Source organism: Streptomyces sp. NPDC052301, from assembly GCF_044593395.1.
GTDB lineage: Bacteria > Actinomycetota > Actinomycetes > Streptomycetales > Streptomycetaceae > Streptomyces.
Window position 1 is genome coordinate 796,886 of sequence record NZ_JBIUBE010000002.1, and the last position, 24,088, is coordinate 820,973.

General features: G+C 72.1%; 25 protein-coding genes and 1 pseudogene. 14 read left to right on the forward strand and 12 right to left on the reverse strand.

Features of this window, described 5'->3' with window-relative positions:
* Window positions 1-44 precede the first annotated feature (44 nt).
* Entirely contained in the window at window positions 45-728 is a 684-nt protein-coding gene (locus ACIHEJ_RS07335; protein WP_400132771.1) for a pyridoxamine 5'-phosphate oxidase family protein, read from the forward strand.
* A 10-nt stretch (window positions 729-738) separates the two neighbouring features.
* Here ACIHEJ_RS07335 and ACIHEJ_RS07340 read toward each other — a convergent pair whose 3' ends face one another.
* The 3 genes from ACIHEJ_RS07340 to ACIHEJ_RS07350 all read right to left on the reverse strand — a co-directional run bounded on the left by ACIHEJ_RS07340 (window position 739) and on the right by ACIHEJ_RS07350 (window position 3,509).
* Complete coding sequence (locus ACIHEJ_RS07340) at window positions 739-1,683, reverse strand: DMT family transporter (protein ID WP_400132772.1); 945 nt, start codon at window positions 1,681-1,683, stop codon at window positions 739-741.
* A gap of 193 nt (window positions 1,684-1,876) precedes the next feature.
* Window positions 1,877-2,881, reverse strand: a complete 1,005-nt coding sequence (locus ACIHEJ_RS07345) for an EamA family transporter (RefSeq protein WP_400132774.1) — start codon at window positions 2,879-2,881, stop codon at window positions 1,877-1,879.
* A gap of 46 nt (window positions 2,882-2,927) precedes the next feature.
* Window positions 2,928-3,509 carry a Clp protease N-terminal domain-containing protein gene (locus ACIHEJ_RS07350; protein ID WP_400132776.1) on the reverse strand — a complete coding sequence of 194 codons (582 nt, stop codon included), beginning with the start codon at window positions 3,507-3,509 and terminating at the stop codon, window positions 2,928-2,930.
* 244 nt (window positions 3,510-3,753) lie between these two features.
* Between ACIHEJ_RS07350 and ACIHEJ_RS07355 the strand changes: the two genes are divergently transcribed.
* Window positions 3,754-4,182, forward strand: a complete 429-nt coding sequence (locus tag ACIHEJ_RS07355) for an SRPBCC family protein (protein WP_400132778.1) — start codon at window positions 3,754-3,756, stop codon at window positions 4,180-4,182.
* Window positions 4,183-4,245: 63 nt separating this feature from the next.
* Here the strand turns inward: ACIHEJ_RS07355 and ACIHEJ_RS07360 are convergent, their stop codons facing one another.
* A complete protein-coding gene (locus ACIHEJ_RS07360; RefSeq protein WP_400132780.1) occupies window positions 4,246-4,872 on the reverse strand; it encodes a PadR family transcriptional regulator in 627 nt (208 codons plus the stop codon).
* Between the two features lie 124 nt (window positions 4,873-4,996).
* Window positions 4,997-5,362 carry a MerR family DNA-binding transcriptional regulator gene (locus ACIHEJ_RS07365; RefSeq protein ID WP_400132781.1) on the reverse strand — a complete coding sequence of 122 codons (366 nt, stop codon included), beginning with the start codon at window positions 5,360-5,362 and terminating at the stop codon, window positions 4,997-4,999.
* Between the two features lie 92 nt (window positions 5,363-5,454).
* On the opposite strand from ACIHEJ_RS07365, the gene ACIHEJ_RS07370 reads away from it, so the two are divergent.
* A complete protein-coding gene (locus ACIHEJ_RS07370) occupies window positions 5,455-5,871 on the forward strand; it encodes a hypothetical protein (RefSeq protein WP_400132783.1) in 417 nt (138 codons plus the stop codon).
* A 75-nt stretch (window positions 5,872-5,946) separates the two neighbouring features.
* Window positions 5,947-6,759: a PhzF family phenazine biosynthesis protein gene (locus ACIHEJ_RS07375; protein ID WP_400132785.1), complete on the forward strand. Its 813-nt coding sequence runs from the start codon at window positions 5,947-5,949 to the stop codon at window positions 6,757-6,759.
* A 15-nt stretch (window positions 6,760-6,774) separates the two neighbouring features.
* Here ACIHEJ_RS07375 and ACIHEJ_RS07380 read toward each other — a convergent pair whose 3' ends face one another.
* Both ACIHEJ_RS07380 and ACIHEJ_RS07385 read right to left on the reverse strand, forming a co-directional pair.
* On the reverse strand, window positions 6,775-7,515 hold the full coding sequence (locus tag ACIHEJ_RS07380; RefSeq protein ID WP_400132889.1) for a CPBP family intramembrane glutamic endopeptidase: 741 nt from the start codon (window positions 7,513-7,515) through the stop codon (window positions 6,775-6,777).
* A 312-nt stretch (window positions 7,516-7,827) separates the two neighbouring features.
* Window positions 7,828-9,345, reverse strand: a complete 1,518-nt coding sequence (locus ACIHEJ_RS07385) for a glutamate--cysteine ligase (RefSeq protein WP_400132787.1) — start codon at window positions 9,343-9,345, stop codon at window positions 7,828-7,830.
* Between the two features lie 569 nt (window positions 9,346-9,914).
* On the opposite strand from ACIHEJ_RS07385, the gene ACIHEJ_RS07390 reads away from it, so the two are divergent.
* A complete protein-coding gene (locus ACIHEJ_RS07390; RefSeq protein WP_400132789.1) occupies window positions 9,915-10,514 on the forward strand; it encodes a hypothetical protein in 600 nt (199 codons plus the stop codon).
* Between the two features lie 276 nt (window positions 10,515-10,790).
* Window positions 10,791-10,997 (forward strand): DUF5999 family protein, encoded by a 207-nt coding sequence (locus tag ACIHEJ_RS07395; protein WP_073895228.1) that lies wholly within the window; start codon window positions 10,791-10,793, stop codon window positions 10,995-10,997.
* Window positions 10,998-11,129: 132 nt separating this feature from the next.
* Here ACIHEJ_RS07395 and ACIHEJ_RS07400 read toward each other — a convergent pair whose 3' ends face one another.
* The 4 genes and pseudogenes from ACIHEJ_RS07400 to ACIHEJ_RS07415 form a co-directional block, all read right to left on the reverse strand.
* Window positions 11,130-11,960: a carbohydrate ABC transporter permease gene (locus ACIHEJ_RS07400; RefSeq protein ID WP_400132791.1), complete on the reverse strand. Its 831-nt coding sequence runs from the start codon at window positions 11,958-11,960 to the stop codon at window positions 11,130-11,132.
* A complete protein-coding gene (locus ACIHEJ_RS07405) occupies window positions 11,957-12,973 on the reverse strand; it encodes a carbohydrate ABC transporter permease (protein WP_400132793.1) in 1,017 nt (338 codons plus the stop codon). The genes ACIHEJ_RS07400 and ACIHEJ_RS07405 overlap by 4 nt, the downstream gene beginning before the upstream one ends.
* 7 nt (window positions 12,974-12,980) lie before the next feature.
* Entirely contained in the window at window positions 12,981-14,276 is a 1,296-nt protein-coding gene (locus tag ACIHEJ_RS07410; protein WP_400132795.1) for an extracellular solute-binding protein, read from the reverse strand.
* Between the two features lie 111 nt (window positions 14,277-14,387).
* Window positions 14,388-15,823 (reverse strand): annotated as a pseudogene (locus tag ACIHEJ_RS07415) (glycoside hydrolase family 43 protein).
* Between the two features lie 236 nt (window positions 15,824-16,059).
* On the opposite strand from ACIHEJ_RS07415, the gene ACIHEJ_RS07420 reads away from it, so the two are divergent.
* The 4 genes from ACIHEJ_RS07420 (at window position 16,060) to ACIHEJ_RS07435 (ending at window position 20,023) form a co-directional block, all read left to right on the forward strand.
* Window positions 16,060-16,590 (forward strand): universal stress protein, encoded by a 531-nt coding sequence (locus ACIHEJ_RS07420; protein WP_400132797.1) that lies wholly within the window; start codon window positions 16,060-16,062, stop codon window positions 16,588-16,590.
* A 128-nt stretch (window positions 16,591-16,718) separates the two neighbouring features.
* On the forward strand, window positions 16,719-17,276 hold the full coding sequence (locus ACIHEJ_RS07425) for a hypothetical protein (protein WP_400132798.1): 558 nt from the start codon (window positions 16,719-16,721) through the stop codon (window positions 17,274-17,276).
* Window positions 17,277-17,611: 335 nt separating this feature from the next.
* Entirely contained in the window at window positions 17,612-19,570 is a 1,959-nt protein-coding gene (locus ACIHEJ_RS07430) for an amino acid transporter (protein WP_400132800.1), read from the forward strand.
* A gap of 54 nt (window positions 19,571-19,624) precedes the next feature.
* Complete coding sequence (locus ACIHEJ_RS07435; protein ID WP_400132802.1) at window positions 19,625-20,023, forward strand: molybdopterin-binding protein; 399 nt, start codon at window positions 19,625-19,627, stop codon at window positions 20,021-20,023.
* 19 nt (window positions 20,024-20,042) lie between these two features.
* Here the strand turns inward: ACIHEJ_RS07435 and ACIHEJ_RS07440 are convergent, their stop codons facing one another.
* On the reverse strand, window positions 20,043-20,564 hold the full coding sequence (locus tag ACIHEJ_RS07440; RefSeq protein ID WP_400132803.1) for a molybdopterin-dependent oxidoreductase: 522 nt from the start codon (window positions 20,562-20,564) through the stop codon (window positions 20,043-20,045).
* Window positions 20,565-20,769: 205 nt separating this feature from the next.
* On the opposite strand from ACIHEJ_RS07440, the gene modA reads away from it, so the two are divergent.
* The 4 genes from modA to ACIHEJ_RS07460 are packed head-to-tail and all read left to right on the forward strand — an operon-like array spanning window position 20,770 to window position 24,033.
* A complete protein-coding gene (gene modA / locus ACIHEJ_RS07445; RefSeq protein ID WP_400132805.1) occupies window positions 20,770-21,591 on the forward strand; it encodes a molybdate ABC transporter substrate-binding protein in 822 nt (273 codons plus the stop codon).
* On the forward strand, window positions 21,588-22,448 hold the full coding sequence (gene modB / locus ACIHEJ_RS07450) for a molybdate ABC transporter permease subunit (protein WP_400132807.1): 861 nt from the start codon (window positions 21,588-21,590) through the stop codon (window positions 22,446-22,448). The genes modA and modB overlap by 4 nt, the downstream gene beginning before the upstream one ends.
* A 53-nt stretch (window positions 22,449-22,501) precedes the next feature.
* Window positions 22,502-23,587 carry an ABC transporter ATP-binding protein gene (locus ACIHEJ_RS07455; protein ID WP_400132809.1) on the forward strand — a complete coding sequence of 362 codons (1,086 nt, stop codon included), beginning with the start codon at window positions 22,502-22,504 and terminating at the stop codon, window positions 23,585-23,587.
* Window positions 23,588-23,613: 26 nt separating this feature from the next.
* Window positions 23,614-24,033, forward strand: coding sequence for a molybdopterin-binding protein (locus ACIHEJ_RS07460; RefSeq protein WP_400132811.1), 420 nt, complete (start codon window positions 23,614-23,616; stop codon window positions 24,031-24,033).
* The last annotated feature ends 55 nt before the right edge of the window (window positions 24,034-24,088 follow it).

Consider the following 24,088-nt stretch of genomic DNA (forward strand, 5'->3'; position numbering starts at 1 on the left):
AGAAAACGCACCACAGCTCGCAGCTCGTCAGGGAAGGACCCGTCATGCAGGTGACGACCGAGGAACAGCCGCAGTCCGCCGCCTACGCCCCCACCGACCGCACCACACCCACCCGCTCCGCGGACCGGGCGTCGTACGACCGGGAACTGGTGCACGCGATATTGGACGAGGGATACGTCTGCCACCTCGGCTTCGTCCGCGACGGCGCCCCGGTGGTGCTGCCGACGCTGTACGGCCGGGTCGGCGAGCGGCTCTACGTCCACGGGTCCACCGGTTCCCGCCCGCTGCGGATGACCGGCCAGGCGGACCCGGGGCTGCCGGTGTGCCTGACGGTGACGCACGTCGACGGGCTGGTGCTGGCCCGGTCCGCCTTCCATCACTCGATCAACTACCGCTCGGTCGTGGTGCACGGGGTCGCGCACGAGGTCACCGACCCCGAGGAGCGGCGGCTGGCCCTGGACGCACTGGTGGACCACGTCGTACCGGGGCGCGCCGCCGACTCCCGGCCCGCGAACAAGAAGGAGCTGGCCGCCACCGCGGTGATCCGGCTGGACCTGGAGGAGGTCTCGGCCAAGGTCCGCGCCGGTGGCGTGAACGACGAACCCGAGGACCTGGCCCTCCCCCACTGGGCCGGGGTCGTCCCGCTCCGCACGGGCTACGAGGCGCCCGTCGCCGATGCCGAGCTGACGCCCGGCATCCAGCTGCCGGACTACCTGGCGGCGCTGTAGGACCGGGCCGTCACACGGGAGCCGGTGCCCGGCGGCCGGACCCGCGGGCCTCGCTCACCGCCAGGCCCGCCACCGCGCCGAGCAGGAGCAGGGTGCCCGCGGCGGTGGCCGCCGTGAGCCGCTCCCCGAGCAGGGCGACGGCGAGCACGGCCGCCGTCACCGGCTCCAGCAGCATGATCACGGAGACGGTGGCGGAGCGTACGACGGCCGCTCCCGCGAAGTACAGGGCGTACGCGAGGGCCGTGGGCACGGCGGCGATGTACAGCAGGAGCCACAGCAGCCGGGCCGGGTGCTCGGTGTGCGGGAGCAGGCCCTCGTACACCGCCGGCGGCAGCAGGCACAGCGCGGTGACGGTGAAGGACCACACCGTGGTGTCGGAGGCGTCGGCTCCGCCGTCCCGGCCCCACCGGCGGGTGAGCAGGGTCATGGCACCGTAGCCCGCCGCCGACAGCAGGGCTTGGAGCACGCCCGCCGGACGGACCGTCGCGGCCGAGCCCCCGAGGGTGAGGACCACCAGACCGGTGACCGCTCCGGCGACGGCGAGGATCCCACCGGCACCGAGCCGCTCCCCGAGCAGCAGCCGGGCGCCGAGCGCGATGAGCACGGGGCCCGCGCCGAGGGTGACGACGGTGGCGACGGCGAGCCCGGTGGACTGCACGGCCGCGAAGTAGGCGGTCTGGAACACGGCGAGGCCGAGTCCGGTGGCCACGGCCCGGCCGGTCCGGCGGCGCAGCGGTACGGCGGCGGCCGGCCGGACGCCCGGGCGCAGACCGCGGCCCGCCAGCAGCAGCACGAGCCCCAGCGCGCAGCGCCAGAAGGAGAGGCCGAAGGCGCCCATGTCACTGGTCCGGTAGACCAGGGATGCGGCGGCGCCCGCGGTGCCCCAGGCGGCACCGGTGACGATCAGGTAGAGCAGGCCACGCCCGACGGGCAGGCCAGTAGCAGCGTTCGACAAGGGATTTTCTCCGCAGAGGCGCACCCGAGGGTGCGGAAGTTCGAGGGCGATCCCGCTGCTGCGGGGCGCGCGGACTTCGTCTGCGGGCAGCACCGTCCAGCCCGGCGCGATCGCGCCCGGCACGTCTCCCGGAGGCCCGCCTCAGGCGGCCGGAGGCGGAAGGACGAGTGCGTTCGACGGCATGATCGACACCTTAGGCAGTCGTGCCCCGGGCCGACAACTCCCTCTCCGCGCCACCGCCGGCGACCGGCTCGGCGGATCCCTTGGCGGGGGTCGAGGACTGGGCGATGAACGCACCGACGAGCACCACCGCGCCACCGGCCACCTGCGGCGCCGACAGGTGCTCGCCGAGCAGCACCCAGGCCAGCACGGTGGCTATCACCGCCTCCAGGCAGGCGACGACCCCGGCGACCTGCGGGGAAAGCCGCCGTACGGAGAGCACGCCGGTGATGTACGCGACGACCGTGGCGATCAGCACGATCCAGGCCAGCAGGGCGACGGCCGGCACGGCGGTGCCGTTCATGTCCGCGGAGCCGGCCAGCACCGACCAGTGCATGCTCCAGGGGCGGGCGACGAGCGTCAGCACGGCGGAGCCGAAGAGCAGCCCGTAGGCGATGACACCGAGCGGATCGGGGGCCGCGTCGCCCGCGTCGCTGCCCTGGTCGGACAGGACGAAGTAGCCGACCTGGCAGCAGGCGGCGCCGAGCGCGCACAGCAGGCCCAGGGCGTCGAAGCTCAGCCCCGACCACACCTCCACGACGCAGGCCAGGCCGCCGGCGGCGAGGACCACGCCTAGCGCGGCGGCGCGCGTCACCGGCCGCCGTTGCACGAACCGCACCCAGCCCAGCACCAGGGCGGGAGCCAGGTACTCGATGAGCAGTGCCACGCCCACCGGGATCCGGGAGAGCGCGGCGAAGTAGCAGGCCTGGACACCGGCGACGGCGAGCAGCCCGAACCCGGCGAGCAGCGCGGGGCGGCGGCGCAGCAGGGCGCGGTGCCGTACGGCGAGCGGGAGCATGACCAGGGCGGCGCCGGTCACCCGCAACCACACCACGTGCAGCGGGTCGAGTCCCGCCTCGATCAACGGCTTCGCGGCGACCCCTGACCCACCGAAGGCCAGTGCCGAGGCGAGCGCGAGACCGAGCCCGACCCCCCTGCCACGGCTGCCCTGACTGCTCTCAGACGTATGCACCGGCACATGATGACAGGCGACGACAGGAGCGTCACCCTCGATGACACCTGTCTCAGGAGATGGACATCCCCGAGTCGATCCGCGTGTGCAGGTCGCGGGTGCGGATGCCCGCCCGTTCGAGGACCTCGACGGCCCGGGAGCCCGGGTCGGCCACGAGGGCGGCGAGCAGGTCGGTGCCGCCGACGCGGGTCACGCCACGGCGCCGGGCCCGGCCGCGGGCGTCCGCCATCGCGGCGGCGGCCGTGGGCGACCAGCAGCCGGCGCGCCCGGCCTCGCCGTCGCGGTCGGCGGGGCGGACGGCCTCGGCACCGGCCGGTCCGGGTACGACGCCGATCACGCCGGAGTCCTCCACGCCGGCCTGCCAGCGCAGTCCGTAGCCGATGCTGCGCTGCACGAGGTAGCCGAACAGCCGGGCGAGCTGCGGCGGCCCGCCCACGGCGGCACGGACCTCGGGGTCGTGCTCCAGGAGGGAGTGCAGCAGGTGGGCGGTGTCGATCTGCCGGTCCCCGTCCCGGACGGCCCTGCGCCGGGCACCGGCGACCACCGCCGCCAGCTCGGCGCCGAGCGCGGCATCGTCGTCCGTGTGCGCGGCCGTCTCGTCAGGAGGGGTCCGGCGGGCTGTACGGGGGTGCACATCCACCACCCCATCAGCCACACCCGGCCGAGTCATCCACGAGGGGAACCATTCTCGCGTCCCACACAGAGTGGACATCGCCCACCGGGATCTCATCCTCACGGAGGAGATCCGGCCGGAGAGCCCGAGTTCGGCGTCGACCGCCCCGCATTCCTGACGGTTCATCAGTATTGAATGTTCACGCCCCTGCGGCTACGTTCCGCGACACCGTAGCCCGGTACGGCCGAACCGAAGGGGTGGTCGCATGGCCGAAGTCAGCGCGGAGGCACGCATCCAGGCACCGGCCGAGAAGGTGTGGGCGCAACTCACCGACTGGCCGTCGCACGCGGAGTGGAACGCCACCCACACCAGCTTCCCGAAGGGCGGCCCGCAGACCCTGGCGGTGGGCGGGACCTTCCAGGAGAACATGAAGCTGATGGGCTTCCCGGCGGAGGTCGAGTGGACCATCGAGGAGCTGGAGCCGGCCCGGGTGTTCGGCATCCGGGGCAAGGGCCCGATGGCGGTGACCGTCGCCACCCGCTACACGCTCACCCCCGACGGGAACGCCACCACCGTCCGCATCGACGGCGAGTTCACCGGCGCCGCGGTGTCGCTGATGGCGGGCAAGCTCAAGGACTCGGCGACGGCCGCCCTGAACGAGTCGCTGCGCAAACTGGCCGGTCTCGTCGCCTGAGCACGGACAGGGGAAGCGCCCCGCGGAGGTGTTCCGCGGGGCGCCGGGGCCGCCGTACGGGGCTCAGTGCTCGTCGGCGAGGATCAGGTACAGCTTCTTGCGGGCGTCGTTGATGACGGCCAGCGCCTTCTCGCGCTGTTCCTTGCTGCCGGTCTTCCACACCTGACCGAAGGCCTCCATCAGACCGAAGCCGGCCTGGCGGATCTCGTGCAGGGCCTCCCAGTCGACCCCGCGCGTGGCCTCCTCCCAGGGCGCTTCCGGCCCCTCCTCCGCGGCGGCACGGCCGCTCCCGGTGAGGGAGAACAACTTCTTGCCGCCCTCGCTCTCACTGGCGATCAGACCCTCGTCCTCCAGCAGCTGGAGCGTGGGGTAGACCGAGCCGGGGCTCGGCTTCCACGCGCCGCCGCTGCGTTCGGCGATCTCCTGGATCATCTCGTAGCCGTGCATGGGCCGGTCCTTGAGCAGGGCCAGGATCGAGGCGCGCACGTCACCGCGCCGCGCCCGCCCTCGCGGACCACCCCTTCCTCGCGGCCCCCAGGGGCCCGGTCCGAATCCCGGGCCGCCGGGGCCGAAGCCGGAACCACCCGGGCCGAAGGGCCCGAAGGCGGCCCGCCGTCCCTCGAAGCCGCCCGTGCCCCGCCGGCCGGGGCCCTCGTGCCGATGTCCACGCTCGAATCCGTGGGTACGCATCGCGCTCACTCCATTCCATCGATGATCTGTCACGTACGCATCGCGTATCGTTCGCGATGGCTCAACGATATATCGGAACTGTTCGCATGCCAATGCCCTTTCCGGCCGGGGGCGCCGGGGTCCGCTACTCGGGCCGGTGCGCCGCACGCAATGGGCAGCCCGTACCCACGCGGGACGCGAGGTCCGCGCGGAGCGCCGTCAGTTCGGCCATGCGCGCGTCGACGACCTGGATCTTCTCCTCGAACAGCGCGGACAGGGCCGCGGCGCTGTCCGGAACCCCCCGCAGCCGCTCACCATGCCGGGCGATCTCCGCGAGCGTGAAACCGAGCGTCCGCGCGGTGCGGACGTACTGCAGCCAGATCTCCGTCTCCGGCGGGAAGTCGCGGTAGCCGTTGGCCAGGCGCTCGCCCTCGATCAGGCCGATCTTCTCGTAGAAGCGCAGCGTGTCCTTGGACATCCCGGTCCGCGCGGCCAGTTCTCCGATGCGCATGGCTCCCCCGCCGGTCGCTCGACTTGACCTTGGAGCGTACTCCGCCCTCTAGCGTGGGCCGCGCCCCGAACGAGCCCTCCCGAGGAGCGTCCATGAACCCGTCGGCCCCGCCCTACCTGCGTCTCGTCCGTGCGAGCGGCTGGTACGACCTGATCGTCACCGCCGGCTTCGCGACGCCCTGGACGTACGCCCTGGTGCATCACGTCCTGTCGGCGGTCGGTGCCGCGGCCGGCCTCGGCACGATGCCCGCGCTCACCGCCATGCAGACCCTCTACGCCAACCTCATGGGCTCGGTCGTGGTGGTCTGGTCGGTGTTGCGGATCGTACGACCGCTGCCCCTGCACGGGCTCCTCGACGGCACCGCGCGCCTGCTCTTCTCGCTGTGGCAGGCCTACGCCCTGGCGCACGGGGGGCCGGGGGTGCTGTGGCCCTTCCTCGTGGTGGAGGCGGCCTTCTGCGTCACCCAGCTCGCCCCGTGGCTGCGGGCACGCGCGGCGGTCGGCACGTGACGTGCCCCGGAAAGGTGCCAGGCCTCGTGAATTGGCCTTGGCCGGCGGGCCGGCGGTGCCCTTAGCGTCGGTGTCATGCGCATTCGAATCGTGGACGCCTTCACCGACCGTCCGTTCGCCGGCAACCCGGCCGGAGTCCTGCTGCTCGACGACGTCTTCCCGGACGACGACTGGCTGCAGAACGTCGCCATGGAGGTCAACCATGCCGAGACGGCGTTCGCCCACCGGCTGCCCGAGGGCGGCGGGGCGGACTGGGCGCTGCGCTGGTTCACGCCCGTCACCGAGGTCGCGATGTGCGGGCACGCCACGCTCGCCACCGCCCACGTCCTGCACACCACCGGCGCCCACAGCGGTCCGGTGCGGTTCGCGTCCCGCAGCGGCGTGCTCGTCGCCACGCCCGCCGCGGACGGCTCGATCACCCTGGACTTCCCCACCGCCCCGCTGACCCCGGTGGAGGTCCCGGCGGGCGTCGCCGAGGCTCTGGGCGCCGTACCGGCCGCCGCCTTCGACACCGGGCCGAACGTCGGCGACCTGCTGGTGGAACTGGCCGACGAGAAGACCGTGCTCGGTCTCTCCCCCGACCACAGGGCCCTCGGCGCCTATTCCTCGCGGGGCGTCATCGCCACCGCCCGGGCCGAGGATCCGTCCCAGGGCTACGACTTCGTCTCCCGCTGCTTCTTCCCCAACGTCGGCATCGACGAGGACCCGGTCACCGGCAGCGCCCACACCGCCCTCGCCCCGCACTGGTCCGCCCGCCTCGGCCGCGACGACCTCACCGGACTGCAGGCCTCCCGCCGCACCGGTCTCGTCCGCACCTCACTGCGCGGCGAGCGCACGCTGCTCACCGGCCGCGCGGTCACGGTCGTCGAGGGCGAACTGCTGGCCTGAGCGGACCGCCGCCCCTCAGGCCGTCGGCAGCCAGCCGACCTTGCCGGCGAGCAGGGCGTAACCGACGAACGCGCCGATGTCGAGCAGGGAGTGGGCGACGACCAGAGGACCGACCCGGCCCCAGCGGCGGTACAGCCAGACGAAGACCACGCCCATGACCATGTTGCCGATGAAGCCGCCGATGCCCTGGTAGAGGTGGTACGACCCCCGCAGGACCGCGCTGGCCACCAGCGCGGTCCCCGGGGTCCAGCCCAGTTGGCCGAGCCTGCGCAGCAGGTATCCGACGACGATGACCTCTTCGAGGACCGCGTTCTGCACCGCGCTGAGGATGAGCACCGGGAACTTCCACCACACGTCGGGCAGCGCCTCGGGCACCACCGTGAGGTTGAAGCCGAGGCCGCGGGCGGCCAGGTAGAAGGCGATGCCGGTGCTGCCGATCACCGCCGCGACACCGGCCCCCCTGCCGAGGTCGGACCGGCGGCGGGTGCGGTCGAAGCCGAGGGCGCGCAGGCTCGATCCCTCGCGCAGCAGCAGGTGGGCGACGAGGGCGACGGGGACCAGGGCGGAGGCGATGTCGAAGAGCTGCCAGGCCAGGTCGAGCCAGGGGCGGCCGGGGGCGGCGGAGGCGTTGAGGGTGGCTGCCTGGTCCTTGAGGCCACCCGGTTTGGTCACCGAGCCGATGAAGCTGATCAGCGCGGAGACTCCGCTCGCCCCGAGCGAGAGCGCGAGGACGAGCAACGTCTCGTCCCGCAGCATCCGCCGAGGATCCCGTGCCCGCGCGGACGGTTCGGCCACCGAGTCCTCCACCTGCACCCCTTCCTCCAGCCGGCTTTCGGGCCGACGGCCCACCTCTGCCTCGCAAGGATCGCAGAAGGGCCGAAGAGGGCGGCGCACAGGGCGGCGACCGGCACACCGGCACGCCGCACGTCACCGAGGAGGACACCGAGCGGACGGCGAGCAGGCGGGCACCGGGCCACACCGAGCGGCTCGTCCAGCGCCGTGACGCTGCTCGGCCGCCGCGGCGCGGGCCGACGACCTCCACGACGCTCAGCCCGCGCACCCTCCCCCTCACCCCAGAGGCACAGGCTCCGGCAGTCCCACCGGCCAGGTGTGCACCGGCTCCCCGACGTGCATCAACTCGGCATAGCGCCTGGTCGTCGCTGCCAGGGCGGCGTCGCGGCTCAGCCCCTGCTCCAGCGCCCGGTGGAAGGTCGCCGCCTGCCACGACGCCCCGTTGACCCGGCGCCGGCAGCGTTCCTCGATGACGCCCAGGTAGAGGTCCCGGTCGGCGGCCTCGACGCCCCACGCGTCCAGCCCGGCGGAGGCCAGCGGGAGCAGTTCGTCGCGGATCAGGGTCACCGCGTCCACCTCGCCGGTGCCGCCGTAGCGTCCCCGGCGCGGCCAGACGAAGCGGGCGTCGATGCCGTACCGGCAGGCCGCGTCGAAGTTGGCCTCGGCCGCGGCGAAGGGCAGCCGGGTCCACACCGGCCGGGAGTCCTCGGCGAGGGCCCGCACGACGCCGTAGTAGAAGGCCGCGTTGGCGATCACGTCGGTGATGGTCGGGCCGGCCGGCAGCACCCGGTTCTCCACCCTCAGGTGCGGGACGCCGTCCGCAACGCCGTACACCGGCCGGTTCCACCGGTAGATCGTGCCGTTGTGCAGGACCAGCTCGGCGAGCTTGGGTGTGCCGCCGGCCTCGACGACCTCGAGCGGGTCCTCGTCGTCGCAGATCGGCAGCAGGGCCGGGAAGTACCGCAGGTTCTCCTCGAAGAGCTCCTGGGCGGAGGAGATCCACCGCTCGCCGAACCAGGTGCGCGGCCGTACCCCCTGCGCCTGGAGTTCGGGCGGGCGGGTGTCGGTCGACTGCAGGAACAGCGGCGGCCTGGACTCGCGCCACAGCTCGTGACCGAAGAGGAACGGTGAGTTGGCGCCGACGGCGATCTGCGCCGCGGTGGCCACCTGGGCCGCGTTCCACACGTCGGCGAACCGGGCCGGGGTGACCTGGAGGTGCAGCTGCACCGAGGTGCACGCGGCCTCGGGGACGATCGACTTCGACGTACAGACCAGGTGCTCCACGCCGTCGATGTCCAGCCGGAAGTCCTCCCCGCGCGCGGCCACGATCTGGTCGTTGAGCAGGGTGTAGCGGTCCACCTCGGAGAGGTTGGAGGAGACCAGGTCGTCCCGGTCGAGGGTGGGCAGGATGCCGATCATGACGATGCCCGCGTCCACCTCACCGGCCTTCCGGTCGGCGTACGCCAGCGAGGTGCGCAGTTCCTCGGCGAGCCGGTCGAAGACCCTGCCACCCAATCGGTGGGGGGCGATGTTGACCTCGAGGTTGAACATGGCGAGCTCTGTTTGGAAATCGCGGCTCGCGATCCGCTCCAGCACCTGCCCGTTCAACATTTTCGGCATGCCGTCGGAGCCGGCGAGATTCAATTCGATCTCCACGCCCATGAGGTTCTTGGGCCGATCGAATCGCTTCTCGACCAGCAACCGCTCCAGTCCCGTCAGGCACTTCTGGAGCTTTTCGCGGTAGCGCTGGCGATCGGACAGGTCGAACTGCCCTGCCACGACCTTCTCCCCCATCGAAGTGTCCCTCCTCGGACGGGCGGGCCGACGATCCGGCCGCCGGGCTCTCCCGGGTCAGGTGGGATGATGCCCAGCCGAAGCGATCGATAACGTCCCGCGCGGACCCGGCGCCCGCTACTCTGTCGGAATGTTCCCCGCGGCACATTCACGGGGCATGCCGCAGCGTGCATCTTCGAGTGCCCCGTACGTCTCGTGAAAAACGCCGACGACATTCGGCCGACCGTTACCGGCGCGTATGGCGAGGTCAGCGGCGAGGAGTGGTCCGGGAATCGGGATGAGCCCCGCAAATCGGCGGCTTAATAGGCCCTTGCGCGACTTACCGGCATCCAATAGATGAAACTCCTACCGAACACGGGTCGTATAAACTTCGTCCACAAGGCAGAAGGTTGGCGCCCCCGGTCCCTGGTTCCCGCCGTGTTCGTGCCGTTACGGTGACGGACGGCAGTCCGGGCCCATCCGGCGTTCGCATACCCGGGCCCCACCTCTTTGGCCTTCCCTGAGCTGACAGCGTCGTCCGCCCCACCCCTTCTCGCGCCGCCGCGCCTGTCGAACGAGAGGCGACCCACATGCCGCTGCACGTGCCCCCTGCCCCCGCGCCCGCCCTGCGCTCCGTCCTCACCGCCCTCGGTTCGCCCACCGCGCTCCGAGAGGCGCGCACTCCCTCCCTGCGTGCCGCGCAGGGCCCGACGACACCCGAACTCCCGCTTCCCGTCCACGTGTTGGACCGGATCACCGCGCAGGGCCTGTCCGCGACCCGGCTGGCCGGCTGGCGTTTCCTCATCCGCTGCGGCGACCGGGCGGTGGCCGCGGCCGAGACCATGCTCACCCCCGACGGCTGGGCCTTCTCGCACTTCTTCGAGGGCCCGTACGTCCCCTCCACCGAGCGCGCCCTGCAGCAGGCCGAGGCGCTGCAACAGCCCTACCAGGCGCGCCTGCTGTCCGTGCCCGGCCTGTACATGCTCACCCTGTGGCTGCACGGGGAGTACACCGCCGACGGCGCCGAGGGGCATCCGGCCGCCACCGATCTGCTCGTCCCGCTGGCTCCGGCCCCGCCCGGCATACCGGCGCACCGTCCCTTCCGGGTCGCCGAGTTGCTTCCGGTGCTGACTCATCGGGCGACTCCCCTTCCGCTGCTCGGCCCGCCGGTGCTCGGCTCACCCGCCTGACGGCACACGCGTACCCCGCTCCCCGGAAGGGAAGCGGGGTACGACCGTGCGGAGGGGCCTGCGCCTGCATGGACTAGTCCCATCCGGCCAGGGCAAACCATCCAAAGGGACAGTGCAGTTGGACTGAACCGTCCGCGCGGGTGACGCGTCATGAACCTGTGAGAAGCGGTGCCGCGAAATCCCTGCGGAATGACGCCCGGAGGGCAACACTGGGTTCCGACCGACTCATCATCACGGGGGACGGACATGATCACGACCGAGCGAGAGATCCCGCCCATGTGCCAGCACCAGCCACCGTGCCCGCCAGCCGAGTCCGCCGACCGGGAGTCCGCCCGACTCGTGGCGCACCACCCGGAACAGGGATGGAGTCTGCTGTGCAACGGCGTCCTGCTCTTCGAGGACACCGGTGAGCTGCTGCCCGACGGGCGCATCATCGCTCCGCACCGCCCGCTCGGTGCGGAGCGTGTGATGACGGCCGCCTGAGCGGAGCAGGACCGGACGAAGGGGCCGGCCACACCCACCCGGTGTGCACCGGCCCTGACGCATGTCCAGGGGGTATCACGCCCGGTAGCCGGCCGGCGGCGCAGCGCCTCACCGGCCCTGGGCACCGGGCTCTCAGCCCTTGGTGGCGCCGGCGGTGAGGCCGCCGACGAGCTGGCGCTCGGCGACCGCGTAGAAGGCCAGGGCGGGGACCATGGCGAGGACGAGGTAGGCGAAGACGCGTGCGGTGTCGGAGGAGTACTGGCCCTGGAACTGCTGCACGCCGATCGGGATCGTCCACCAGGTGGAGTCGGTGAAGACCAGCAGCGGCAGGAAGAAGTTGTTCCAGCTGGTGACGACGGCGAGCACGGAGACCGTGCCGAGCGCGGGCCGGGCCATCGGCAGCAGCACCCGCCAGAAGAAGCCGAGCGGCCCGCAGCCGTCGAGCGTGGCCGCCTCCTCCAGCTCGCCGGGGATCTGCCGGAAGAAGCCGCGCAGGACGATGATCGTCATCGGCAGTCCGAACGCGGCCTGCGGCAGGATCACCCCCAGCGGGTTGTCGAGCAGGCCCATCGAGCGCAGCAGCAGGAACAGCGGCAGGGCCGCCACCGCGAAGGGGAACATCAACCCCATCGTGAACAGCGTGAACAGCACCTCACGCCCCCGGAAGGCGAACCGGGCGAAGGAGAACGCGGCGAGCGCGGAGACCGCGACGACGATCACCGTCGTACCGACCGCGATCAGCGTGCTGTTGCCGACCAGCCGCCAGAAGGAGCCCGACGCCAGGATGTCTCGGTAGTTGGAGAACACCCAGGGGTGGGGCAGCCCGACCGGGTTGCGGGAGAGCTGGTCCGTGGACTTGAACCCGGAGAGCAGCGCGTACAGCAGCGGTACGGCCATCACCGCGCCGACCGCCACCAGGACGACGTGCAGGGGAAGCGTACGGCCCCCGCGGCGGACACTCATGCTCCGGCTCCCCTCATGGTCGTGGTGGCCCCTTCGAGGTCGCGGCGCAGGACGAACCGCTGGTAGGCGAGGGCGAAGACGAGGCTGATGGCGAACATGACCACACTGATCGCGCTGGCGTAGCCCACCTGGTAGCGCTTGAAGCCGTACAGGAACATGGTCACGGCCATCGTCTCCGAGTGGTGGTCGGGGCCGCCGGCGGTGACCACCCACACCAGGTCGAACAGCTGGATCGAGCCGATGACGGAGAGGAAGACGCTGATGCGCAGGGTGGGCGCGAGCAGCGGCAGTGTGACGTGCCGGAACCGCTGCCAGGGGTTCGCCCCGTCGACGATCGCGGCCTCGGTCAACTCGGCCGGTATCGACTGGAGTCCGGCCAGACAGAGCATCATGTGGAAGCCGAAGTACTTCCATGTCATGACCAGGAAGAGCGTGGCCATCACGGTGGAGGTGCCGGAGAACCACTCGCCGCCGAGGCCGCCCAGACCCACGGCGCCGAGGACGTGGTCGGCGAGGCCGTCGTCCGGGGCGAAGACCATGCCGAACAGCACGCCGGTGATGGCCTCCGACAGCACGTACGGCGCGAAGAACAGCATCCGGTACACCGCCCGTCCCCGCACCTTCTGGTCGAGCAGCACGGCCATGGCGAGCGCGAACGGCAGCTGCAGCGCCAGCGACAGCACGACCAGCAGCAGACAGCGCCACAGGTCGCCGAGGAACACCGGATCCTGCAGGAGGCGGCTGAAGTTGTCGGTGCCGGTGTAGTCGGACGGCATCCCGAAACCGCCCCAGCGGAAGAAGGACGCGTAGAGCGCGAAAAGGATCGGCAGCAGGACCAGCACGCCGAAGAGGACCAGGGCGGGCAGCTGGAAGCCTACGGCGGTGAGCCAGTGCAGGGCGCGCCGGCGCGAGCGCTGCCGGCCCGCGCCGGCCACCGGGGCCGGCAGCTCGGCGCCGGGTCCGCTCCGCTTGCGCCGTCCGCCCTGCTTGTCCGGGAGGAAGGTGGAGGTCATCGCGGGCCTACTGCTCTTCCTTCGCGGTCTTGGTGATCGCGTCCGTGACCGCCTGCGGGGACTTGGAGCCGGCGATCAGTCCGGCCACGCTGTCGTTGACCTGCTGGCCGAGGGCGGGGGCGTAGGCCTGGTCGAGGTAGAGCTGGAAGCCGGTGGCCCCCTTCAACTGGGCCTCGACGGCCTTGGTGTTCGCGTCGCCGAGGGCGCTCTCGGCGGCCGGTACGACCGGCAGGACGCCGGTCTTCTTCACCAGGTCACGGTCGGTGGTCTCGGAGGCGAAGAACTTCAGGAAGTCGACGGCCGCCTGCGGCGCACCCCTGCGCAGGGCGTGTCCGCCGCCTCCACCGAACACCTCGGTGAGCTTGCCGGCTCCGCCCTCGACCTCGGGGAACGGGAAGAAGCCGAGGTCCGCGCCGAGCCCCTTGCCCGCGTCCGCCTCCACGACGGGCGCCCACTGGCCCATCAGTTCCATCGCCGCCTTGCCGTTGCCGACGCTCGCGGCCTGCCCGGTCGGGGAGGAGTAGGCGGCGCCGAGGAAACCCTTCTGGAAGGGCCGCAGGTCGACCAGGTCCTTGAGGTGCTGTCCTGCCTGGACGAAGCCGGCGCCGGTGAAGTCCTTCTCCTCGTCGGCCTTCCGCAGGGCGTCGACGCCGGCGGTGCGCATGGCGAGGTACGCCCAGTAGTACATGCCGGTCCAGCTCTCCTTGCCGGCCAGGGCGAGCGGGGTGACCCCGGCCGACTTGAGCTTCCCGACGGCGTCCAGGAAGCCGCTCCAGGTGGTCGGGGGCGCGCTGATCCCGGCCTTCTCGAAGAGCGCCTTGTTGTACCAGAAGCCGACCATGCCGATGTCGAACGGGATGCCGTACAGCTTGTCGTCGAGGAGGTACGGCTGCTTGGCCACCGACAGCAGTCCGCCCGCCCAGGGCTCGGTCCGGCCGGTGAGGTCCTCGACCAGCCCGGCGTCGACCTGTTGCCGCAGGACGCCGCCGCCCCAGGTGTGGAAGATGTCCGGCAGCTTCCCGGAGGCGGTCAGCGCGGTCATCTTCGACTTGTAGGCGTCGTTCTCCAACTGGACGATCTTCAGCTTGACCTTGGGGTTCTGCGCCTCGAACTTCTTGGCGAGAGCCGCCCACACGGTCTTGGTCGGCTCCGTGGTCGAGATGTTCCACCACTCGATCGTGGTCGTCCCCGAGGACGACCCTCCGTCCGAGTCGCCGCCGCAGCCGCTGAGTGCGGTCACCCCGAGCCCGGCGGCCACCGAGGCCGCCAGGAAGCCGCGGCGGGACAGTGCAGGGTCGCCCATCGTGCGCTCCTTCGAAAGATTTCGGATTTGCTTCGGCGAGAGGGTTCCGAAACATTCGAAGAAATTCCCGAACGTTCCGAACGGCGACTCTAGAAAGGCGCGTTGGGAGCGTCAAGGTGTCGTGCAGGAGGTAGCGGGCGTGTAGTCGAACCAGTCGATGGCCGCGCGGCCCTCGGTGACGTACATCCCGATGACACGGCCGGTGAATCCGGTGGCCACCTGGGTGGCGAGATGGCGGCCGTCCAGTTCGGCCGGCCGGACGGACCCCTCGGAAGTTTCGACGGGGGAAGGCGACGGTGTCGGGCCCGCTCGCGGGACGGGGGTGCCGGATCGCGCGGAACTCGACGGCCAGGGTCAACGGCTCCTCGGGCACGAGGTGTTCGGCGAGGCGCTGCCGCAGCGGGGCGATCCGTGCGATCACGGCCGCGGTTCCGCCGCTCACCTCCAGGTCGTAGTGGTGCTCCTCGTCGAGGCGGACGGAGAGTCCGGCCCGGCCCGCCCCGGGCTCCAGCAGGGCGGCGGCCCGGCAGTCGGGGTGCTGCCGGCCGCGGCCGGCGAAGGCGTGGCCGGGCCGGGCCGGGCTGTCGCCGGCGGCGGTCAACGTGAGCCGTCCGGGCCGCTGCGCGAGGGACCAGCAGCCCGCGGGCCTGCGGCGCGGGGAGATCCAGTGCGGCGCGAGGACCGGATCGGTGAAGTCCTCCCGTACCGGCGGCCGTTCGAGGGGCGCCCAGACACTCGGCGCGGGGTGGCGCTCGCGCACCGGTCCGGCTCGGGGCCAGCCGTCGGCCCAGTCGACCGGGACCAGGAAGGCCTCCCGGCCGAGGACGTGGAGCTCCGGGAAGCGGCCGGCGGGTGCCGGGCAGCACCATCCACCAGCTGCCGTCGGCCGCCTGGACCAGATCGGCGTGGCCGGTGCACCGGATCGGTGATCCGGTGCCGCGGTGCGACAGCAGCAGGTTGCCGGGGGCCGGCACCCGGGGGCCGCGCGGCGAGCGGGCACGGGCGACCGACACACGGTGGCCGAGCGCGGTCCCGCCCTCGACGAGCAGCAGGTACCACCAGTCGGCGATCCGGTACAGATGCGGGGCCTCCTGGCCCCTCAGACCGGTGCCGGACCACAGCGGCAGCGGGCCCTCCAGCACCGCCCCGGTGCGCGGGTCGATCCGGGCGACGCCGACCTTGGCCATGGTGCACCAGCAGGAGCCGTCCTCGTCCCAGGCCAGGTCGGGGTCGATGCCCGGCAGGTCGATCCACACCGGGTCCGACCAGGGGCCCTCGGGCCGTTCGGCGGTGACGAGGAAGGTGCCGCCGGCGCCGACGCCGGAGGTGACGACGCGGAAGAGGCCGTCGTGACGGCGGATCGTCGGCGCGTAGATGCCGCCCGAGGCCCGGCAAGGCGTCGGACAGCGTCAACTGCGGCTGTGGAACAGCGGGACGCCGGGGAAGTACTCGAAGCTGGCGCACACCAGGTAGGAGTCGTCCCCCGCCCGGCACACGCTCGGGTCGGGGTGGAAGCCGGGGATGACCGGGTTGTCGTACCTTCGCATGACCGCCCCCACAAGGTCGCCGAAACTTTCGGACCAGGTAGCGAATCTTATTGGCATCCGCCTTCGGCCCGGCAGGTCCCGGACCCTCGCCGTCATCTCCCGCGACCGCGGATTTCCTGAGAACGAGGCCCGCCGGCTGGTCGAATCTCCCGCGCGGGAGTGGGATGGGAGAGCAAGCCCCGTGAGCGGGCCGCCGTGCGCATGGCCCGCGGGCAGCCGTGAGGGACGGTGGCGCCATGTCCGGTTACGACGCCTCGGCGACCGCCCGGGTGGTGGTCGGTGTGAACGGCTCCCTGGGCAGCGTCACGGCTCTGCGCCGGGCCACCGCGCTGGCCCGGCACCTGAGGGCCGAGCTGTGGCCGGTGCTGGCCTGGGAACCACCGGGCGGAGATCCCGCCGCGCGGCGCTCCCCCGCCGCCGGTCTGCCGGTCGACGAGTGGCAACGGCTCGCCCGGCAGCGGCTGGCGTCCGTGCTGGAGGAGATCTTCGACACGGAGGGCCCCGGAGTGCCGATGCACCCGGTGATCGTCCGGGGCGCCCCCGGTCCGGCACTGGTGGCGACCGCGGACCGGGAGGACGACGTCCTGGTCGTGGGCGCGGGACGGCGCGGCCTGCAGCGCGCCTTCTCCGGCCGGGTCTCCCGGCACTGCCTGGCCCACGCCGTCTGCCCGGTCCTGGCGGTTCCGCCGTCCCCGCTGGAGTCCGAGTTGCTCACCGTCCACCGGCGCAACACCTGGCACCGGCGGATGGACACCCGCGGACTGTGAGCGGTCCCGCCGTCCGGCACCGCCCACCGCTGCCTTCGCGTCAAGAACGGCCCCCGACCCGTCAGGGCGCCGTCAAGGTCCCGTCCGTCCGGCGTCCGCCGGGGCGGTGGCTGCCCACCGTCTGAGGCATGGAGTACCGCGACGACACACACCACCGGCTGCGGGGCGCCCGCCCGTCCGGCGCGGAAGCCGTGGTGCACGACCGCGCCTGGGCCCATGACGTCCGCACCTCGGTGTGCTGCGCCGGTGCGCTGCTCGGGCTGCTGCTGCTCATCGACGGGGCGGCCGGTTCCCTCTCTCCGGAGCGCGGTGCCCTGTGGCTCCTGCTGGCCGCGCTGCTGTTCGTCGTGCTGTTCCCGGTCCGCGTGTCGGCGGGCACGGGCTGGCCGGCCACCCGTCGCCTGTGGGCCACCCGTCGGGTCCGCACCGATCTGCTGGTCGCGGTGGGCCCACCGGCCGGTGTGGCGCAGCGCCTGGTCCTGCGCGACGCCCTGGGCGACCGCGTGGAGATCGACCCCGCCGTGCTGACCCGCAACCCCGGCCTCTGGTACCGGCTGGCCGAGGGCGCCCGGGCGGCCGAGACGGCCGGCACCCTTCGGTGCGGCACGACGGCCCTGCACGACCTGTCCGCCCGCCTCGGCCGTGAGACGGCACTGGGGGTGTTCCGCGCGTCCGGCCTGGACTGAGGCCGGCCCGGTCGAGCGCCCCGACGAGACACTCCTGACAGCAGCGGGCCCGCCCCGGCACACGCACGGCTCCGCCGGGGCCCCGTGGGACATGACGCTCGGTGGCCGACTCCTCGGGCCGCCGCTCACCGGGCCGCCCGGTCGCCCCGCTCCTCGCAACCGCCCGCCTGCCTCCCCTTCTTGATGCGACGCGTCGCTCCGCGGGTCATTCTTAACGCAAGATTGACGCCCCCCGAGCCCAGATCCGTAGGCCCGAGCGTCACGCTCTGCTTACGCTGGTGCCGCCGTCCGCGTGATGGCCGGAAAGAGCTGAGCCCCACATCAGGAGCACGCCGATGGCCACGACCGAACACCCTCCCAGTACCGGCCGCCTGCGCGCCTGGATGCTGGAGGGTCTGTCCGACATGGGCAAGCACGGTGGCCACACGGGCCCCCACGCCCAGCCGGAGCCCGCACACAAGGGCCAGCGCTGGTGGCGGGTGATGTGCCTGACGGGTGTCGACTACTTCTCCACCCTCGGCTACCAGCCGGGCATCGCGGCGCTGGCGGCCGGGCTGCTGGGGCCGATCGCGACCATCGTCCTCGTCATCGTCACCCTGGCCGGCGCCCTGCCGGTCTACCGCCGGGTCGCCGAGGAGAGCCCGCACGGCGAGGGATCCATCGCCATGCTGGAGCGGCTGCTGTCCTTCTGGCAGGGCAAGCTGTTCGTGCTCACCCTGCTCGGCTTCGCCGCCACCGACTTCCTGATCACCATCACCCTCTCCGCCGCCGACGCCTCCACCCACCTGGTGGAGAACCCGCATCTGACGAGCGTCCTGCACGGCCACCAGATGGTGATCACGCTGTTCCTGGTGGCGCTGCTCGGCGCGGTGTTCCTCAAGGGCTTCCTGGAGGCGATCGGTGTCGCGACCGCGCTGGTCGGCATCTATCTCGCGCTGAACGTCGTCGTCGTGGTCGTCGGCCTGTATCACGTGATGACCGCCGGACATGTGATCACCGACTGGTCCAGTGCGCTGACCGCGCAGCACGGGAACGTCTTCGTCATGATCGGCCTGGCGTTGCTGGTCTTCCCCAAACTCGCCCTCGGCCTGTCCGGCTTCGAGACCGGCGTGGCCGTCATGCCCCACGTCGAAGGCGACCCCGGTGACACCGAGGAGAAGCCGACCGGCCGGATCCGGGACACCAAGAAGCTGCTCACCACGGCCGCCCTCATCATGAGCGCCTTCCTGATCACCTCCAGCTTCATCACCACGCTGCTCATCCCGGAGAACGAGTTCAAGCCAGGCGGCCAGGCCAACGGACGCGCCCTCGCCTACCTCGCCCACGAGTACCTCGGCGGCGCCTTCGGCACGATCTACGACATCTCGACCATCGCCATCCTGTGGTTCGCCGGCGCCTCCGCCATGGCCGGCCTGCTGAACCTGATGCCGCGCTACCTGCCCCGCTACGGCATGGCCCCGCACTGGGCCCGCGCCGTGCGCCCGATGGTCATCGTCTTCACGCTCATCGCCTTCCTGGTCACCTGGATCTTCGACGCCAACGTCGACAAGCAGGGCGGCGCCTACGCCACCGGTGTGCTGGTGCTCATCAGTTCCGCGGCGATCGCGGTGACCATCGCCGCGCGCAAGGCCGGGCAGCGCAAGTGGGCCATCGGCTTCGGCGTGATCTCCGCGGTGTTCCTCTACACCACCGTCGTCAACGTCATCGAACGGCCCGACGGCGTGAAGATCGGCGCCTGCTTCATCGCGGGCATCATCCTGGTCTCGCTGCTGTCCCGCCTCGCCCGTGCCTTCGAGCTGCGCGTGACCAGCGTGACGCTGGACTCCATGGCGGAACGGTTCATCCGGGACATGGCCAGCCGCAAGATGCGGATCATCGCCAACGAGCCCGGTCACCGTGACAAGGCCGAGTACCGCGACAAGATCGAGCAGATCCGCGCCGACAACGAGATGCCCGAGCAGGAGGACTTCGTCTTCGTCGAGGTCACCGTCACCGACCCCTCCGAGTTCGAGGCGAGCCTGACCGTGCGTGGCGAGGTGCTGCACAACCGCTACCGCGTGCTCACCCTGGAGTCCGCCTCCATCCCGAACGCCCTGGCCGCGCTCCTCCTGCACGTCCGTGACACCACCGGCTGCACCCCGCACATCTACTTCGAGTGGACCGAGGGCAACCCGTTCGCCAACTTCCTGCGCTTCTTCCTCTTCGGCCAGGGCGAGGTCGCCCCGGTCACCCGTGAGGTCCTGCGCGAGGCGGAACCGGACCGCAGGCGCCGGCCGAAGGTCCACACCGGCTGACACGGACCGGCCCCGCGTCCGCGGTGACCGCCTGCTGGCCCTATCGTGACCGGCATGCAGTCCTACACGATCGGCCAGGCGGCGCGGCTGCTCGGCGTGAGCCCGGACACCGCCCGGCGCTGGGCCGACGCCGGCCGGGTGGCCACCCATCGCGACGAGGCCGGGCGGCGGCTCATCGACGGCCGCGCCCTCGCCGCGTTCTCGGTCGAACTCGCCAAGGGCGGCGGCGCGGAGGAGGACGCCTCCTCCTACACCTCCGTCCGCAACGCCTTCCCCGGCATCGTCACGGCGATCAAGCTCGGCGACGTCGCCGCGCAGGTGGAGATCCAGGCGGGCCCGCACCGGCTGGTGTCCCTGCTCACCCGGGAAGCCGTAGAGGAACTGGGCCTGGAGGTCGGCATGGAGGCCACCGCGCGCGTGAAGTCCACCAACGTGCACATCGACCGCGTCTGACCGGATCGGCCGCGGCGGTTCAGGAAGCCGCCGCCGGCGCGCGACGGGGTGCGGCCGGCGCCGCGGCGCGCGGGGTGCCGTCCGGGTGCCGGTCGGCCGGACCGAAGCGGTACTCCCCGTCCACCCGGATCGCGCTGATGCCGCTGATGTGCCGGGCGCCGCACCGGTCCTGGGGGAGCACCAGCTGAGGGCCCGCCGTGTCCAGCGGGGTGCCGTCGATGCTCACGCCGAGCAGCACGGGCGCGTCGGCGAAGTCCGGGTCGATCTCGGCCCAGGACAGCAGCGTGTGGTGGCCGTCGGTGCCGGTGACCGCGATGAGGAAGCGCAGCCGGTCCTTGCGCCGGGACGGGTCGAAGCCGGGACCGGCGTCGGCGAGGACGTCGTACAGACGCGGGCCGGCGAACCGGTGGTGCTGGACGCCGCTGGTCGCGCACTCGAAGCTGGCGTCCACCCGGTGCTGCGGCCAGCGGAGCAGATCGGGCACCGTCAGCCTGCCGGGTCGTACCAGATCGCCGGTCAGGACGATTTCCGCGAGTGTCACCGTCGACCACCTCCCGCTGCACCGTACCCGCCGGGGACTCCCGTGCAAACGCACATGCAAGCTACAAGTCACAAGTTCGCAGCTCATGCGATGCGACAGGAGACTTACACCTGGCAGATGCGGCAGTATCATCGCCGCACGGCCGGTCCCCCGGCCGCGACAGGGCGCGACTGTTGGTACACAGAACCCGAGGAGTAGATCCGTGATGACCCGTTCCGTGCGCCGGACCCGGCGGATGCTGCAGCTGGCCGGTGCGGGAGCCGCAGCCCTGATGGCACTCAGCGCCTGCTCCTCCTCCGACGGCGACTCGTCGCCCAAGTCCGACAGGTCCACCTCCGCCTCCCCGAAGCTGTCCGGCACGGTCACCGTGTTCGCCGCCGCTTCCCTGAAGGAGAGCTTCACGACCTTGGGCAAGGAGTTCGAGCAGCAGCACCCGGGCACGAAGGTCACGTTCAACTTCGGCGGCAGCGACACCCTCGCCGCGAGCATCACCGGCGGAGCCCCGGCGGACGTCTTCGCCGCCGCCAGCCCCAAGACCATGGCGATCGTGACGGACAAGAAGGACGCCGTCGGCACCCCGGCCACCTTCGTGCGCAACCAGCTGGAGATCGCCACCCTGCCGGGCAACCCCGACAAGGTGTCCTCCCTGAAGGACCTGACCAAGTCCGGCCTGAAGGTCGTGTTGTGCGACAGGACCGTGCCGTGCGGCGCCGCCGCGCAGAAGGCCCTGGACGCCGGCAAGCTCAAGCTCACCCCGGCCTCCTACGAACAGGACGTCAAGAGCGCCCTGAACAAGGTGGAGCTGAAGGAGGCGGACGCCGCGGTCGTCTACAAGACCGACGTGAAGTCCGCGGGCGGCAAGGTGGAGGGCGTGGAGTTCCCCGAGTCCGCCCAGGCGATCAACGACTACCCGATCGTCCTGCTGAAGAACGCGCCGAACGCCGAGGCCGCCAAGGCGTTCATCGCCCTCGTGCAGTCCGCCGAGGGCCAGAAGGTGCTGAGCCGGGCCGGCTTCCTCAAGCCGTGACCCCGCTCGACGAGCCCGGCGCCGCGGCCGGCCCCCGCACGGGCCGGCCGCGGCGCCGCCGCGCCGGCGCGGGAGGTCGGCGCGGTGTGCCGTTGCCGCTGCTGCTGCCGGGTGTGCTGGCCCTCGCGTTCCTGCTGCTGCCGCTTCTCGCGCTGCTGGTGCGTGCCCCCTGGCGCAGTCTGCCCGACCAGCTGACCAGCACCGAGGTGTGGCAGGCGCTCCAGCTGTCCCTGGTCAGCGCCACCACGGCGACGGCCGTGAGCCTGGTCCTCGGTGTGCCGCTGGCCTGGCTGCTGGCCCGCACCGAGTTTCCCGGCCGGGGCCTCGTCCGGGCCCTGGTGACCCTGCCCCTCGTGCTCCCGCCGGTGGTCGGGGGTGTGGCGCTGCTGCTCGCCCTGGGCCGCAACGGGATCATCGGCAAGTCGCTCGACGCCTGGTTCGGGATCACCCTGCCGTTCACCACCACCGGGGTCGTCGTCGCGGAGGCGTTCGTCGCGATGCCGTTCCTGGTCATCAGTGTCGAGGGCACCCTGCGCGCCGCCGACCCGCGCTACGAGGAGGCGGCGGCCACGCTCGGCGCGTCCCGGTTCACCGCATTCCGCCGGGTCACGCTCCCGCTCATCGCCCCCGGCATCGCGGCCGGCGCGGTGCTCGCCTGGGCGCGCGCGCTCGGCGAGTTCGGGGCCACGATCACGTTCGCCGGCAACTTCCCCGGACGTACCCAGACCATGCCCCTCGCGGTCTACCTCGCCCTGCAGAACGACCCGGAGGCCGCCATCGCCCTCAGCCTGGTGTTGCTCGCCGTGTCGATCGCGGTCCTGGCCGGACTGCGGGACCGCTGGCTGACAGGAGCGTGACCGTGCCCGGAGGATGGGGAAAGACCCCTGCGCCTGTGCCGACGGACGGACCCATGACCGACATCGATGCCCCCAGGGCCGGCCTCGAGGTGTCCGGCGAGCAGGGCCTGGACGCCCATCTCGTCGTCGACCGGGGCTCCTTCCGGCTGGACGTGACGTTGACCGCGGCCCCCGGCGACGTCGTCGCCCTCCTCGGTCCCAACGGTGCCGGCAAGACCACCGCGCTGCGCGCCCTCGCCGGTCTCGCCCCGCTCACCGACGGCCACCTGCGGCTCGACGGCACCGCGCTGGAGCGCACTCCCCCGGAGTCCCGCCCGGTCGGCGTGGTCTTCCAGGACTACCTGCTCTTCCCGCACCTGACCGCGCTGGACAACGTGGCCTTCGGGCCGCGCTGCCGGGGCACGTCCAAGGCCGAGGCCCGCGCCCGGGCCGCCGTCTGGCTGGACCGGATGGGCCTCGCCGACCACGCGGGCGCCAAACCCCGCCGCCTCTCCGGCGGCCAGGCCCAGCGGGTGGCACTCGCCCGCGCCCTGGCCATCCGGCCCCGGCTGCTGCTCCTGGACGAGCCGCTGGCGGCCCTGGACGCCCGCACCCGGATGGAGGTCAGGTCCCAGCTCCGCCGTCATCTGGCCGAGTTCGAGGCGGTCGCCGTCCTCGTCACGCACGACCCGTTGGACGCGATGGTGCTCGCGGACCGGCTGGTGGTCGTCGAGCACGGCCAGGTCGTCCAGGAGGGCACGCCCGCCGACATCGCCCGGCACCCGCGCACCGACTACATCGCCCAGCTCGTCGGCCTCAACCTCTACCGGGGAGAGGCGGACGGGCACACGGTACGAATCGACGCCGGCCCTTCGATCACCACCACGGAAGTGCTGGCCGGCCCGGTCTTCGTGGCGTTCCCGCCGGCCGCCGTCACCCTCTTCCGGGAACGTCCCGGCGGCGCCAGCGCCCGGAACCTGTGGCGCTGCGAGGTGGCGGGCCTGGAGACCCACGGTGACCAGATCCGCGCCGACCTCACCGGCGCACTCCCGCTCGCCGCCGACCTCACCACCGTCGCCGCCGCCGAACTCGACCTGCATCCCGGTGCATCGGTCTGGGCGACAGTCAAAGCGACGCAGACCCACGCATACCCAGCCTGACGGCTCCCCCGCACTACCGTCGGGCCATGACCCTGAGCATCCGCAACCAGCTCCCCGGCACCGTCACCGCGGTCCATCCCGGCGAGGCCATGGCCACCGTCAAGGTCCGTCTGGACGGCGGCCAGGACCTCACCGCAGCCATCACCAAGGAGTCCGCCGAGGACCTCGCTCTCGCCCCCGGCTCCCCCGTCCGCGCCCTGGTGAAGTCGACCGAGGTGTCCCTCGCCACCGGCCGTGTCGAGGGTCTGTCCATCCGCAACCAGCTCCCCGGCGCGGTCGTCGGCCTCACCACCGGAGCCGCCATGGCCTCCGTGAGGATCTCCGTCCCCGGGGGCGAACTGACCGCGGCGATCACCAAGGACGCGGCCACCGAGCTCGGCCTCTTCGTGGGCTCCGACGTGATCGCCCTCATCAAGGCGACCGAGGTGTCCCTGGCGACGGACTGAAGACGCGGCGGGGCCCCGCCCGGAGACCGGACGGGGCCCTTGACGCCACTCGCTC

Excerpts from the sequence above, each read along its gene's own strand:
- modA (WP_400132805.1), top strand. The coding sequence starts at position 20,770 with ATGACCCGTTCCGTGCGCCGGACCCGGCGGATGCTGCAGCTGGCCGGT.
- ACIHEJ_RS07425 (WP_400132798.1), top strand. The coding sequence starts at position 16,719 with ATGGAGTACCGCGACGACACACACCACCGGCTGCGGGGCGCCCGCCCG.
- ACIHEJ_RS07385 (WP_400132787.1), bottom strand. The coding sequence starts at position 9,345 with ATGGGGGAGAAGGTCGTGGCAGGGCAGTTCGACCTGTCCGATCGCCAG.
- ACIHEJ_RS07410 (WP_400132795.1), bottom strand. The coding sequence starts at position 14,276 with ATGGGCGACCCTGCACTGTCCCGCCGCGGCTTCCTGGCGGCCTCGGTG.
- ACIHEJ_RS07405 (WP_400132793.1), bottom strand. The coding sequence starts at position 12,973 with ATGACCTCCACCTTCCTCCCGGACAAGCAGGGCGGACGGCGCAAGCGG.
- ACIHEJ_RS07335 (WP_400132771.1), top strand. The coding sequence starts at position 45 with ATGCAGGTGACGACCGAGGAACAGCCGCAGTCCGCCGCCTACGCCCCC.
- ACIHEJ_RS07380 (WP_400132889.1), bottom strand. The coding sequence starts at position 7,515 with ATGCTGCGGGACGAGACGTTGCTCGTCCTCGCGCTCTCGCTCGGGGCG.
- ACIHEJ_RS07460 (WP_400132811.1), top strand. The coding sequence starts at position 23,614 with ATGACCCTGAGCATCCGCAACCAGCTCCCCGGCACCGTCACCGCGGTC.
- ACIHEJ_RS07375 (WP_400132785.1), top strand. The coding sequence starts at position 5,947 with ATGCGCATTCGAATCGTGGACGCCTTCACCGACCGTCCGTTCGCCGGC.
- ACIHEJ_RS07435 (WP_400132802.1), top strand. The coding sequence starts at position 19,625 with ATGCAGTCCTACACGATCGGCCAGGCGGCGCGGCTGCTCGGCGTGAGC.
- ACIHEJ_RS07395 (WP_073895228.1), top strand. The coding sequence starts at position 10,791 with ATGTGCCAGCACCAGCCACCGTGCCCGCCAGCCGAGTCCGCCGACCGG.
- ACIHEJ_RS07420 (WP_400132797.1), top strand. The coding sequence starts at position 16,060 with ATGTCCGGTTACGACGCCTCGGCGACCGCCCGGGTGGTGGTCGGTGTG.
- ACIHEJ_RS07400 (WP_400132791.1), bottom strand. The coding sequence starts at position 11,960 with ATGAGTGTCCGCCGCGGGGGCCGTACGCTTCCCCTGCACGTCGTCCTG.
- ACIHEJ_RS07355 (WP_400132778.1), top strand. The coding sequence starts at position 3,754 with ATGGCCGAAGTCAGCGCGGAGGCACGCATCCAGGCACCGGCCGAGAAG.
- ACIHEJ_RS07430 (WP_400132800.1), top strand. The coding sequence starts at position 17,612 with ATGGCCACGACCGAACACCCTCCCAGTACCGGCCGCCTGCGCGCCTGG.
- ACIHEJ_RS07455 (WP_400132809.1), top strand. The coding sequence starts at position 22,502 with ATGACCGACATCGATGCCCCCAGGGCCGGCCTCGAGGTGTCCGGCGAG.
- ACIHEJ_RS07365 (WP_400132781.1), bottom strand. The coding sequence starts at position 5,362 with ATGCGCATCGGAGAACTGGCCGCGCGGACCGGGATGTCCAAGGACACG.
- ACIHEJ_RS07370 (WP_400132783.1), top strand. The coding sequence starts at position 5,455 with ATGAACCCGTCGGCCCCGCCCTACCTGCGTCTCGTCCGTGCGAGCGGC.
- ACIHEJ_RS07390 (WP_400132789.1), top strand. The coding sequence starts at position 9,915 with ATGCCGCTGCACGTGCCCCCTGCCCCCGCGCCCGCCCTGCGCTCCGTC.
- ACIHEJ_RS07360 (WP_400132780.1), bottom strand. The coding sequence starts at position 4,872 with ATGCGTACCCACGGATTCGAGCGTGGACATCGGCACGAGGGCCCCGGC.